General features: G+C 45.3%; 12 protein-coding genes. 2 read left to right on the forward strand and 10 right to left on the reverse strand.

All coding sequences use genetic code 11. The annotated features are described in order from the left end of the window. Positions 1-40: 40 nt before the first annotated feature. The 3 genes from fruA to fruB are packed head-to-tail and all read right to left on the reverse strand — an operon-like array spanning position 41 to position 3913. The gene (gene fruA, locus ACWPOD_RS03165) at positions 41-1780 is read right to left on the reverse strand and encodes a PTS fructose transporter subunit IIBC (protein ID WP_048625003.1); all 1740 of its coding nucleotides are present in this window, start codon (positions 1778-1780) and stop codon (positions 41-43) included. 18 nt (positions 1781-1798) lie between these two features. Continuing rightward, the gene (gene pfkB / locus ACWPOD_RS03170; RefSeq protein ID WP_456231553.1) at positions 1799-2770 is read right to left on the reverse strand and encodes a 1-phosphofructokinase; all 972 of its coding nucleotides are present in this window, start codon (positions 2768-2770) and stop codon (positions 1799-1801) included. Between the two features lie 9 nt (positions 2771-2779). Then, entirely contained in the window at positions 2780-3913 is a 1134-nt protein-coding gene (fruB, locus tag ACWPOD_RS03175; protein ID WP_006742266.1) for a fused PTS fructose transporter subunit IIA/HPr protein, read from the reverse strand. A 374-nt stretch (positions 3914-4287) separates the two neighbouring features. On the opposite strand from fruB, the gene cra reads away from it, so the two are divergent. Continuing rightward, positions 4288-5268, forward strand: coding sequence for a catabolite repressor/activator (gene cra, locus ACWPOD_RS03180; RefSeq protein ID WP_456231554.1), 981 nt, complete (start codon positions 4288-4290; stop codon positions 5266-5268). A gap of 17 nt (positions 5269-5285) precedes the next feature. Here cra and ACWPOD_RS03185 read toward each other — a convergent pair whose 3' ends face one another. After that, positions 5286-6239, reverse strand: a complete 954-nt coding sequence (locus ACWPOD_RS03185) for an endonuclease/exonuclease/phosphatase family protein (protein ID WP_456231555.1) — start codon at positions 6237-6239, stop codon at positions 5286-5288. Between the two features lie 226 nt (positions 6240-6465). On the opposite strand from ACWPOD_RS03185, the gene ACWPOD_RS03190 reads away from it, so the two are divergent. Further along, positions 6466-6999 carry an RNA-binding S4 domain-containing protein gene (locus ACWPOD_RS03190; RefSeq protein ID WP_054867581.1) on the forward strand — a complete coding sequence of 178 codons (534 nt, stop codon included), beginning with the start codon at positions 6466-6468 and terminating at the stop codon, positions 6997-6999. A gap of 103 nt (positions 7000-7102) precedes the next feature. Here ACWPOD_RS03190 and ACWPOD_RS03195 read toward each other — a convergent pair whose 3' ends face one another. The 6 genes from ACWPOD_RS03195 to ACWPOD_RS03220 form a co-directional block, all read right to left on the reverse strand. Then, on the reverse strand, positions 7103-7921 hold the full coding sequence (locus ACWPOD_RS03195) for an EAL domain-containing protein (protein ID WP_005397994.1): 819 nt from the start codon (positions 7919-7921) through the stop codon (positions 7103-7105). Positions 7922-8013: 92 nt separating this feature from the next. Continuing rightward, entirely contained in the window at positions 8014-8934 is a 921-nt protein-coding gene (locus ACWPOD_RS03200; RefSeq protein ID WP_456231556.1) for an amino acid ABC transporter permease, read from the reverse strand. Positions 8935-9015: 81 nt separating this feature from the next. After that, positions 9016-9834 carry a transporter substrate-binding domain-containing protein gene (locus ACWPOD_RS03205; RefSeq protein ID WP_456231557.1) on the reverse strand — a complete coding sequence of 273 codons (819 nt, stop codon included), beginning with the start codon at positions 9832-9834 and terminating at the stop codon, positions 9016-9018. A gap of 9 nt (positions 9835-9843) precedes the next feature. Then, on the reverse strand, positions 9844-10641 hold the full coding sequence (locus ACWPOD_RS03210; protein WP_046876071.1) for an amino acid ABC transporter permease: 798 nt from the start codon (positions 10639-10641) through the stop codon (positions 9844-9846). Next, positions 10641-11375: an amino acid ABC transporter ATP-binding protein gene (locus ACWPOD_RS03215; protein ID WP_020835258.1), complete on the reverse strand. Its 735-nt coding sequence runs from the start codon at positions 11373-11375 to the stop codon at positions 10641-10643. The genes ACWPOD_RS03210 and ACWPOD_RS03215 overlap by 1 nt, the downstream gene beginning before the upstream one ends. A gap of 170 nt (positions 11376-11545) precedes the next feature. Further along, on the reverse strand, positions 11546-12193 hold the full coding sequence (locus tag ACWPOD_RS03220; protein ID WP_048625012.1) for a lysoplasmalogenase: 648 nt from the start codon (positions 12191-12193) through the stop codon (positions 11546-11548). Positions 12194-12403: the final 210 nt, after the last annotated feature.

A 12403-nucleotide genomic window follows, 5' to 3' on the forward strand; every position in this document is an offset into this window, starting at 1 on the left:
CCAAATTCGAGGGTGGCATTGTTAAGCGGAGTAATTCTGTTTAAGCCGCGACTTCTTGTTTGGCTTCTGCTTTGCTTTTTAAGAAAGCGTAAGTAAAGCCAGTTACTGCTGTACCAGCTGCGATAGCCACTAAGTACATTAACACTGGTGAAATGGCGTTAGGGATTAACAGTACGAACAGACCGCCGTGTGGTGCCATTAATTTTGCACCGAACAGCATAGATAGGGCACCAGTAAGCGCGCCACCTGCCATACAAGATGGAATCACACGCATTGGATCTTTGGCGGCAAATGGAATTGCGCCTTCAGAGATGAAACACAGGCCCAATACAAAAGATGCTTTACCTGCCTCACGTTCATTTTGTTCAAATTTGTTCTTCGCAATGAAGGTCGCTAAACCCATACCTAGCGCAGGAACCATACCAGCTGCCATGATTGCTGCCATTGGCGCGTAAGTTTGCGAAGCCAATAGACCGACGCCAAATGCGTAAGCGGCTTTGTTTACTGGGCCACCTAGGTCGAAACACATCATCGCACCAAGGATAATACCTAGCAGAACTGCACTGTCAGATCCCATGTTGTTTAGGAAGTCAGTCAGGCCGTTCATGATGCCTGAAACTGGGCCACCTACTATGTAGATCATCACAAGGCCTGTGAACAGTGTGGCCACAAATGGAATGATCAGAATTGGTTTAAGCGCTTCCATCGATTGTGGGAGTTTTACTTTGTCCGCAAGGAGCTTCGCTGCATAACCGGCAATGAAGCCAGCTGCGATACCTCCTAGGAAACCAGCACCCGTTGAACTTGCTAGCATACCGCCAACAAGACCAGGAGCCAGACCCGGACGGTCAGCAATTGAGAACGCGATGTAACCCGCAAGAACAGGAATCATCAATGCGAATGCAGAGCCACCACCAATGTTCATCAATGCTGCAGCTAGCGTGCCTTCTTCTTTAAATGCTTCAATGCCAAACACGAACGATAGGGCGATGATCAAACCACCAGCGACAACCACAGGCAGCATGTGCGATACCCCTGTCATCAAGTGTTTGTAAGCGCCTTTCTTCTCGTCTGCTGCCGAAGCAGAATTTGCAGAACCTGAATGTTGGTAAATCGTGGCTTGCTCGAATGCTTTGTCCATCTCTTCGGCTGTTTTCTTCAGAGCTGGGCCTGTTTTCGTGCGGTACATCTTTTTGCCGTTGAAGCGATCAAGTGGCACTTCGATATCTGCAGCAATGATCACTAGATCAGCGTCTGCGATGTCTTGATCTGTCAGTTGGTTTTTCGCACCAACTGAACCACGAGTTTCCACCTTGATTTGATGGCCACGGCGTTTGCCTTCTTCTTCTAGCGCTTCTGCTGCCATAAAGGTATGCGCAACGCCAGTAGGACAAGCGGTGATTGCGACAATTTTCTTCGCTGCTGATGTTGCTTCAGGAGTGATAGGGGCTGCAAGTGTGGTTGCTTTTTCAAGTAAAGTGGCGTTTTCAACCGCTTGCTGGAGAAACGCAGTTGCGTCTTTTGCTACTTCGCGGATTTCCGCTTGGTAAACCTTTTTCCCTACGAAACGAGAAGTATCCACGCAAGTATTTGCCGCAATGATAATGACTTCTGCTTGCTCAACGTCAGCTTCCGTCAGCAATGTAGGTTCAACCACACTTGATTGACATTCGATTTTTGCATTCCAGGTTAATTTTGCGGCTGCTTGTTCTAGTAACCCTGCCGCAAGGATGCTATTTGCAACACCGCTCGGACAGGCAGTAATAATGGCAATATTCATACGATAACCTTCTGTTCCTTAGTTTTGTTCTAAGTTTGTAATAGGGTAAAGCTCGCTAACTTCAGTTTGCTGCTTGATGTTCTCCAGTTCTTCCTGACTGGTTAGCCCTACGCCGACTTGACTAACTGCCAAGGCAGAAAGTGCTGTAGCGAAGCGCAATAAATCGTTTTTCGGCATCAGTTGCATGTGACCCCAACACAAGCCAGCAACTAGCGTATCGCCTGCGCCAACGGTGCTTACCACATTCATTCGAGGGGGTTGTGCACGAAGCCATTCGCCTTGGTTTAGCCACATCACACCGTCAGCACCCATCGACACAACAATGTTCTCGATGCCTTTGTCACTCAGTGTTTGCGCGGCGGCTTGGCATTGTTCTGGTGTTTCTAGGTGTTCGCCAACAAAATCACCAAGTTCTTCATCGTTAGGCTTAATCAACCATGGGTGAGCCTCAATACCTGATTTCAATGCAGCTTTACTGCTGTCGAACAACACCTTTTTGCCTTGTTGATGCAGTGCTTTTATCCACGCAGCACATTGTTCGGCGGTTACGCCTCCAGGTAAGCTACCCGCAAGCACAAAGTAATCATGAGTCTCTGCGAGACGGAATAGCGTCTCCTCGAAGCGAGCAATTTCGTCAGCCGTTACTTGAACACCAGGGAAGTTAATGTCACTAACGTTGCCACTAGCCTCAACGAGCTTGACGTTGATTCGAGTGGCACCTTGTGCTTCTACAAACTCATTCTTAACGCCGATGTCATTGAAAAGCTGATGGAATAGCTCAGGGTTATCTTTACCAAGAAAGCCGGTAACCGTGACATCTGCGCCTAAATCGCTCAACACTTTTGCTACGTTTACACCTTTACCTGCAGCATGGAGATTGCTTTGCTGCACTAGGCTCACGGAACCAACGTTTAGCTCATTTACTGAACCTGTTAAATCCAATGCCGGGTTGAGCGTAATAGTGACAACTTTACTTGTTTTGTTCGTCATATCGGCTCCTTAACCTTCACCAAGGCCAGAAGCGATAGCATTCCCGATAGACTCCAAGGCTTGCGGTGCATCAGGGCCTTCCGCAGTAAATTGAAGTTGATGACCGTGCTTAACGCCAAGCGCAATGACTTTCATTAGGCTCTTCGCGTTTACTGTTTTGCCATCACCGTCTAGGTTGGCAACGCGAATGGTGGATTCAAATTTTTTCGCTTCCGCCACTAACATTGCACCCGGACGAGCATGTAAACCATGAGAGTTTTTGATTTTAAATACAGCGGTATTGCCTTCTTCTGAAGATGCGGCTGTGACTTCTTCACCTTTAAACAAAGCAAGAATCTGTTCTACTGATGCATCTAAAAGCTTGCCGTGCTCATTGTTAAACACAATATGAGAAAGCGTTTTTAGGATAGGCTGGTGAGCATTGTTACATGCCGCAAACGCGACAAGTGCACGCACTTTTTGACCTTCATATTCGCAGTCGTTTGCCGTCGAGACAAATGACACGCCTGTGCGAGTTACATGTTTGTCACTGCCAATTAACCAAAGGCCATTACCTAAGTGAGTTGGTGTTTTGGTAACGAGATCTGCGACGAACTCGTTATCAGCACAGCCCGTGTTTTTCAAAAGACCACCAGCAACAGCACTCATTTGTAGCATATCGCTCGCAGGGAACATAAGTTGAATTAAAGAAGCGTCAAAGTCTGCTTCAAGCTGAACATCACCGTGGAGCAGGGCAATAATCTCGTCTTCATTTTTTGCATTACGTAGGCGTTCTTCTACGCCGTCAGCGCCTAGCACTTTCGTTAGCTGTTTAAGAATGCCAAGGTGCTCATCAGATTTAGCTGCAATGCCGATAGCGACGAATACCGTGTTACCATCACCCCAGTCGACACCTTGTGGAAAGTGGTGCACAGCAACACCCGTTGTTTTCACCATTGAGCGAGTGTCAGTCGTGCCGTGCGGGATGGCAATACCGTTCCCCAAAAACGTAGAGTTTTGGTTTTCACGGTTTAGCATGCCTTCCACATAACCTTGTTCAACAAGGCCTTTGTCTGTCAGGCTTTGCGCAATATTCTTGATTGCTGCAAACTTATCTGTCGCTGATTGCGAGAGGGTAATGTCGTTCTTATTTAGCTTAAGCATGGTGCTTCTCCAGCCTTAAGGTATCAATTTAAAAATGTATTCTGTGTGAGAAGTTGAACGCTGCTTCTGCTGAGCGCTTATCACTCCTCAAACCTTTCTATCTTCCAAGCTAAATCGATTCAGCTTGTTGGTAAATTTTTTAAAAGACTCAGAAAAACCATTTTAAAAACTGACGTTAACAAACGAGCCTTTGCCGCTGTCCTATAGCCTAGCCTACAAATTGGTTTGTTGTGTATTCAGGTGATTTACGTCAATTTTTAAGTTTTGCTGAATCCTTTCAGCTTTTATACTGAATCGGTTCAGCTTATAATTCAACTTATCGAAAGATCGCTGATGTATTAATATGATCGCGCGCACAGAATAAGGTTTAGAATATGACACTGGATGAAATAGCCAAATTAGCAGGCGTTTCTAAGACAACTGCAAGCTATGTGATTAACGGAAAAGCGCAGAAATACCGCATCAGCGAGAAGACTCAGAAGAAAGTGATGGCCGTTGTAGAAGAATACAATTATAAGCCAGATCATGCGGCGTCTTCTTTGCGAGCAGGTAATTCACGCTCACTTGGGCTTATCATCCCAGACTTAGAAAACACCAGTTATGCGCGTCTTGCAAAACTGATCGAACAAAACTCGCGTAAAGCAGGGTACCAAATTTTAATTGGCTGCTCTGATGATGATCCTGATACAGAGCAAAAGGTGGCGGAAGCGTTAGTCAGTCGTCGCATTGATGCGTTATTTGTGGCAAGTGGTATGCCCACTGCAAACGAGTATTATCTTAAGTTGCAAAACTCGGGTACGCCAGTTATTGCGCTGGACCGTCCAATGGATGATGAGCACTTTTGTTGTGTCATCAGCGAAGATTTTGACGCCGCACTTGAACTCACTCAGTCAGTGCTGTCCGAGGATATAAAGTCCATAGGCTTGATTGGAGCGTTGCAAGACCTTCAAGTTTCAAAAGAGCGTGAGCTCGGTTTTCTATCCGCTTCTCAACAAGGTGGCAAAACGGCAACAGTGGGTTATGGACAACACTTCTCCCGAGAAGAAGGCAAGAAAGTCTTAGAGAGATGGCTAGCAGAGAACGAGCTGCCAGATGCCATTGTCACAACGTCATACACACTGTTAGAAGGTGTGTTGGATGTGATGCTCGAAAAGCCAGAACTCATGAGCAAAGTTCGCCTAGCGACGTTTGGTGATAATCGACTGCTGGACTTCTTGCCAGTGAAAATCAACTCTTTACCTCAACAATTTGAGTTGATCGCGGACAGTGCAATGGAGTTAGCACTCAATGCTTCCGCCAAGCGTTACAAGCCTGGCGTAGAACTTATCCCACGTAAAATCGTTAAACGCCACTAAGTTACTAAATAGGTTACTCAAAGCTTTACTTCAACCGTCAGCGCCACAAATGCGTGGTCGCTGGCGTTTTTATCTCTGTCATAAATCGGGTTGATCAGATGTTGGTTAGACACCTGATAATCAACAACCTCGGCAACTGATATATCTGATAAGGTGTCAAACTCTTGAGAGAGCAAGATATAGTCGAGTACATTCCCAGTGGAAAAATGATAATGCGTAGCGGGGCGTTCATCCTTCAGAGCGTCACTTTGTAATGACCATCCATCTTTGAGTTGCAACTCAGTGACGCTGTCACCAGTATTGGCTACCAATGCGCTATTAACACTGGTTGGAGTGATAGGTTGATTCATATCGCCCATTAACACCGTTGGCATTGGCTCCTTTCTATACCTTTTTTGCATCGCGTCTCTTAACATCGCAGCTTCCCAACCTCTTTGCTGGGTGGATAACCAGCGCCCCATAATCGTGCTAGACGTTTCTGGTTGTTCTGAGTCGGCTGGGCGTTGAGATTTTAGGTGCGTCACGTAAACGGCGATATGACCGAGTACAGGATGTATGACTTGGGCATAGATAGGTTTGCGACTGAACTCTGGAGCAACACTTACTCCAAAAGGCTCAAGCGTTGCTAAGTCAAACTCTACCGCTTGTACTTTTTCTATTGGAAACCGAGATGCGATTGCCACAACAGGGCTTGAGTAAATGTACTCATCCTCAACATGTGGGGTGTCAACGGTCGCAAAGTAGGGGTAGCCGATGGTTGAAAAGAATGCCTGGGTCTTCTCGATACTGAATACTTCTTGTACGCCAATCACGTCACCTTCCAGTTTTTCAACTTGACGTTGCGTCCAAGCAAGTTTGTCTTGCCATTGCTCTAACGAGTAGATGTTTTCGAAATCATAGTAGGCATCAGGAGGTGCGACAAAATTAAACAAGTTAGCCGTGACAAAGGTAATTCTGCTTGGTTGAGACAAAGTATTCGCTCTTTTCAACAATAACTTGAAGAGTATATACCTTCAGACTGCGTAATTGCAGCTTCGTTTGAACCAAGCCTCGACATACAAGCTAACGAGCAGCAAGTTAAATGGGTTAAGAGGTGCTCAAATGCCAAGGCTAATCAGTGATTGAGCATCGGCAGAGGTTTCTATTTTTAAGCATTGCGTTTAAACTTCAGGGCATCAAATAGTAAGAGTAAGTAACATGACCCAAGATTACGACCACGAAGAGTATTTAGAAGGCGAAGAGATTGAGATCGAAGCGATTGGCATCGACGTTGATGCGCATCCGATCGAACTGTACAAGCTTTTTAAAATCGCGAACTTGGTCAGCGGTGGCGGCGAAGCAAAGCATATCATCGAAGAAGGTTACGTCGCGGTGAATGGTGAGCTAGAAACACGTAAGCGCCGCAAGATGTATGATGGTGACTTTTTTGAGTTTAACCAGGAATATTATGTTGTGGTTTGCGATGCGCCAGTAACTGAACCTGAAACGGCAGAGCAAAAAGCGGAAAAGAAAGCGAAGAAAGAAGCGCAATCTGCACGTAAAGAGAAATCTCGCCAAAGCAAGCCAGCTAAAGGATCTGGACCTAAGTCAACAGGCCGAAAAGCAGCGCATAAAGAGCGGAAAGCACAACAAAACGCGCTGTCGCAATCAGCGAAGAAAGGTAAGAAAGCTGAAAAGCCGCAAGCGACTCGTGATCCGAAGAGCGGACGTAACTCTATTGACTTTTTCTAAGCAAATTAATACCTAGCTAGGCATGTCATCGCCAAGCAAAACCCAAAAGCGCCGAGTATACATCGGCGCTTTTTTGGTTTTACTGTATCGTAAGGGGGTAGTGTCAATGCACTGTCGTCTCAATGTTTAGGCTATCGGTCCAGTGATGAATGGCGCAAGGCTTACCTAAGTAAAAGCCTTGGTAATAATCCAAATCAAGTTGATACATCGCTTGCAGCTGCACGTCTTCTTCTACCCCTTCTATGATCACTTTTGCTCCCATATGAGCCGCGAGCTCAACGGCGCTATGTATGGAAAAGGTTTCTCCGGCGCAGTAATCAAGTAGATAGGAGCGATCGATTTTTATGATGTCAGGGCAGAGCTGCTGAACACGTGCGATATCAGAATGTTGAGCGCCAAAATCATCGATAGCAAAGATAAAGCCATTCGCTCTCATTAACTGCACGGCTTTGATCAGTAAATCAGTATCACCGCATGACTCTTCGACTACTTCAAACACCACGTCTGATGGGCTCATACCAAGGTCGGAAAGGCGCTTGTAAAGCAGGCCGTTGTCTTTAAAGCCCATGTCTTTGGTTAGGGTGAGTAGGGTTTGAGGCATTACATTGAGAAACAGTTTGATAGGCGTTCCTGCGAAACAGCGTGCAAAATTTCGAATGTGCATTGCTCTGGATAAAAACTCAACACACAATCGAAAGTAGGGATCGAGGCCATTGTTGGCCAGAAATACATCAGGACGAATTAACGAACCATCAATGCCACGAATTCGCAGTAGAGCTTCCATTCCAATAATACGCTGGTGCTTATCAAAAATCGGCTGATAAACACTGTGAAAAGTGAATTGATTGAGAACTACGTAATATTCACCAAGATTATCTTGCTTAATGTATCGCTCGTAGTCCGATTGATTCTTTAACTCCATGAAAAACGCCGAAAATTTAGCATCTTTTCAATGTAACAGGATGCAATTCTGATTTGAAGATTCAAATGTGTCTAATTACATATACGGTTGAGTTAATTTGAAATGGATTCCGATTTTGCTTCAATGTAGCGAAAAATAAGTGACAACCCGAAACAAATCAAAAAGTAAGCAAGGCCGACAATCAGCCAAATTTCAAAGATATATCCTGATGAGTTTGCCATCTCTGTCCCAACGAAAGTCATTTCTTGTATAGAAATTAGCGAAACGATGGAGGTGTCTTTCACCAAAGAGATGGTTTGACCGGCAAGTGCAGGTGTTATTGCTTTAAGCACCTGTGGCGCGATAACTAATCGGTACTTCACCCATCGAGACAAGCCCAATGAATCTGCCGCTTCCCACTGTCCTTGGTCGATACTTTGTAAACCGGCACGCACCACTTCTGCAACGTAGGCAGAAGAGAGTAGGCCGACGCATAACACGCCAGAGGCAAGGTTTTCCCAAAGGTTATAAGGCCCAAAAAGAAAGCTCTGTAGCGCATTTGGTTCGCCGTTATAGTTTCGTAGAATATCTTCCAAACCGAGTAACGGGATCAACTGGTTAGAAATGAAAAAGTAGAAAATAAAAACAAAAACCAACGGTGGGATGTTTCTTACCAACTGGATAAATGTGTTTGCAGGTGTGCGCAACCAAACGGAGCGAGAGAAGCGTGCTAAGCCTAGCAACGTGCCAAGCACTAACGCGAAGCTGATGCCCCAAATACTGAGCCTTAACGTCGAAATCAAACCTTGGAAGAAGTAGGGCAAACCACCATCGGCTCTGGGCGTAAAAAGTAGTTCAAACGCCTCTTTCCACTGCCACAAATAATGTACACCAACAGTGGAGCGATGGTACAGCCAAACGCCACCAATACCACAGATAATAAGCAGTACCCAATCTAGCGTGTTTAACCGCGATAGAAAGGAACCTGTGTTGGAATTAGTGGGTACTGTGCGAGTGGTGGTTTGTTCGCCCAAAAATTTGACTCCGATAGATGATGAAAAAGTAAAATGGATGATTGGAAAGTATAGGCTCGCGAAGACCACGAGCCATTTAGATTACTGGCCTCGCGCGACTTGATCTTGCCAATCTAATGTCGAGAACCAGTATTCATAACGTTGTTTTAACCATCCATCTTGGGTTCTTGCTTCAATCCATTTATTGAAAAAGGCTTTTTTATCTTCTTCCCCCAAACGAACTGCAAAGGCTTCGTTACCTTTTGATAATCGCTCAGAGAATGGAAGGAATAGTTTGTCGCTGTGTTTCACTGCCTCATGCTCTGGTTTTGGGCTAGAAGCAATGACCGCATGGGCGTTACCATTCAGCACCTCTTGGAACGCTTGAGCGTCATCATCAAATTGCAGAATCTTCGCTGTCGGGAAGGTTTCTCTGGCGACTTGAACGGTGAATGCGCCGCGACGGGCCGCTATTTTTACGCGTCGTGAGTCAAAGTCCGAAAACTCGCTAAAACCAGAAGCCAGTTTTTTATTTGCTGCTACTTGAACACCTGAGTGTGAATAGGGTTCAGTAAACAACACGCTTTTGGAACGCTCGGGCGTGACCGACATGCCACCGATGATCACGTCGAACTTTTTCGCCAGTAGTGCGGGAATAATGCCATCCCACGCGGTCGGTACAAATTCCACTTTCAAACCTGAATCTTCTGCTAAGCGTTTGGCAACATCGATTTCAAAACCGATTAACTCACCTTGCTTGTTGCGCATTGCCCAAGGGACAAATGTTGACATACCAACGCGCAAAGTGCCTCGTTCTTTGATTTGATCTACATTGGGTGTGGCAACATCTTCTTTCGCGATTGTAGGCATAGCGATGGCTAGCCCTAATAATGCAGTAATGGTCGCTTTGAATAACTTCATGTTATCTCCTTATAATTTGCGCCAACTGGCTCCGAGTTTGTGTTCTAGCCATGCAGACAAGCCAGAAAGTGATAGAGTGAGAGCAAGATAAATTGCTGCCACGGTAAACCAAATTTCAAACGGCATCGCCGTCTCAGAGACGATGTTGCGTGCCTGTGTTGTTAAATCAAAAATCGCCATCACGCTTACAATGGAAGAGTTTTTGATCAAAGAAACCACTTCATTGGTTAATGGCGGTAATGTGCGCTGTAAAACCTGAGGCAAAATCACGTCTTTGTAGGTGTAAAACGGCGACAGCCCGAGAGTTTGTGCTGCTTCGAATTGCCCTTTAGGAATACTGTTTAAACCTGCACGGAGTATTTCTGCAGTGTAAGCACCTTGGAAAAGGGATAAAGCCAAAACGGCGGTGCTGAATCGGTCCAAACCAATCACGGGGCCAAACACGAAGTAGAGCAAATAGATTTGCACCAACAACGGCGTGTTACGTATTACCTCGACATAAGTGGTGCCAATAACATTGCCGACTTTCGAATCGCTAAGCCTTAGTAATGCGGTGACCAACCCCAACACTAAGGTGAAGAATAGACTAATGGCCGAGATGTTAAGCGTGACCAATAGCCCATCGATAAGTTCGGCGGGCCACCATTCGCCATCTTCATAAAAAGCGATGTAATCAGGTACGCGTTCCCATTGCCATTGATAGCCCATAGCATCGGCACCAGAGTCTAACACCCACACAATCGCGATGAAGAGGAGCGTCATTTGTAGTAAAGCTTGAAGCACAGGTTTGATTACGCGAACTATCATCAGTAACTTAAAATTTGGTTCAAAAATGCTTGGGTTCGTGGATGCTGTGGTGTCTCAAATAAGGCGATCGGTGAGTTCATTTCCACGATTTGGCCTTCATCCATAAATACCACGCGGTTCGCTACTTTTTTGGCAAATCCCATTTCGTGCGTGACGCAAATCATCGTCATTCCGCTTTGTGCCAGCTCAACCATGACATCCAACACTTCGTTGATCATTTCCGGGTCAAGCGCCGAAGTTGGTTCGTCAAAGAGGAGTAAGTCCGGTTCCATGCATAAGGAGCGGGCAATCGCGACGCGTTGCTGCTGACCGCCAGAAAGCTGGATAGGGTATTTACTCGCTTGCTCTTCAATGTTGACTCGCTTTAGGTAATGTCGTGCGCGTTTTTCAGCTTCTTGTTTTGACAATTTGAGTGTGCGAATCGGCGCTAAGGTGAGGTTTTCCAGTACAGTCAAATGAGGAAAAAGGTGGAAGTGCTGGAACACCATGCCGATTTTACCGGGCTTGAGAGATTTTGCATGAGAAGGCTGGTCGAACACATGAAGTTGGCCTTCTTGAATCGATTCAAGATGGTTGATGCAACGAATGAGCGTTGATTTTCCTGAACCAGAAGGGCCACACACCACGACGATCTCGCCAGAATGTACGGAGAAGTTGATATCTTTTAGAGCGTGGTAATCGCCATACCACTTGTTTACGTTGCTAAATTCAACAACAGGAGTGTTCTCTTTCAAAGGGGCACGCTATAAAGGAAAAATATCCTTCTACAATAGCAAGTTGTGCGCATTATTTCATTAAGAACAAGCTTATATTCAGGTTCTAAGATTAAGAACCTGCTCACTTTAGTGTTTGATAAAGTAATGTTTTAAGAATTAGGTACAAAAGCTATTACTAATAAGTCAGTTCAACTGAGATACGGATAACGAACAACGATGGCAACAACGGACATTACCATCAATGTTTGTGCGGAATAGTAGGTCACCATGACGACTTGTCGCGAAAATACGGATCGTCCCCCGAAGCGTTCAAAAGCTAAGACGGTACCAGAAACGATGAAGATAAAGCTTCCGAGCACTGCAAATGAGGACGATTGAGTTTTTCCACTCAAATAATACTCGATAGCAGCCCAACACATGGTCATCAATACCAATATGTAGCTGGCAACCGGGAGCTTTTCTTGACCAAGGTCCGGTCGAAACAACCAATAGAAACATACACCGAGTCCAAATAAAGCAATAGGGAGCCAAGGCGTAAAATGCCAAGCGGACATGATGGTAAAACCGTAGCTATAGGAAAGATGGGCAGAGCAGAAGAGCACTAATCCGGTAATAAACTTATCTCTAGGGAGCATTAATAGTAGATCACCAAGCAGCGAGAGCGATAAGCCAATCAAAATCCAATGCGTATATGGCATATGATAGGCAGGAGACTGGATTAAAATTCCTAACATACAGAGCACTGGTAATGGTTTGGATACGTAGAAGACCCACTTAGGACCTTTACGGATACTGATGATATGTATGAATGCTAATACGACAACAACTAGCCACATAAAATGGATTCTCGAACAGACAAGCTAATGTAGTGGATAACTACAACAAATAAAAGGTCCATTAAATGAGTAAGTTAGACCTTTGAATTCAATTTTATTTTTTGTTTGTGTAAAGCTGGACAGTTGTCTCTTTACTGACCTACACGATCAATGAGTTTGTAGGGATTAATCGTTATTTTGAGGAGTTCCCGAATTTGAACGTGATGAAGC

This window comes from Vibrio sp. JZG120 (assembly GCF_053890955.1).

Excerpts from the sequence above, each read along its gene's own strand:
- fruA (WP_048625003.1), bottom strand. The coding sequence starts at position 1,780 with ATGAATATTGCCATTATTACTGCCTGTCCGAGCGGTGTTGCAAATAGC.
- pfkB (WP_456231553.1), bottom strand. The coding sequence starts at position 2,770 with ATGACGAACAAAACAAGTAAAGTTGTCACTATTACGCTCAACCCGGCA.
- fruB (WP_006742266.1), bottom strand. The coding sequence starts at position 3,913 with ATGCTTAAGCTAAATAAGAACGACATTACCCTCTCGCAATCAGCGACA.
- cra (WP_456231554.1), top strand. The coding sequence starts at position 4,288 with ATGACACTGGATGAAATAGCCAAATTAGCAGGCGTTTCTAAGACAACT.
- ACWPOD_RS03190 (WP_054867581.1), top strand. The coding sequence starts at position 6,466 with ATGACCCAAGATTACGACCACGAAGAGTATTTAGAAGGCGAAGAGATT.
- ACWPOD_RS03195 (WP_005397994.1), bottom strand. The coding sequence starts at position 7,921 with ATGGAGTTAAAGAATCAATCGGACTACGAGCGATACATTAAGCAAGAT.
- ACWPOD_RS03205 (WP_456231557.1), bottom strand. The coding sequence starts at position 9,834 with ATGAAGTTATTCAAAGCGACCATTACTGCATTATTAGGGCTAGCCATC.
- ACWPOD_RS03210 (WP_046876071.1), bottom strand. The coding sequence starts at position 10,641 with ATGATAGTTCGCGTAATCAAACCTGTGCTTCAAGCTTTACTACAAATG.
- ACWPOD_RS03220 (WP_048625012.1), bottom strand. The coding sequence starts at position 12,193 with ATGTGGCTAGTTGTTGTCGTATTAGCATTCATACATATCATCAGTATC.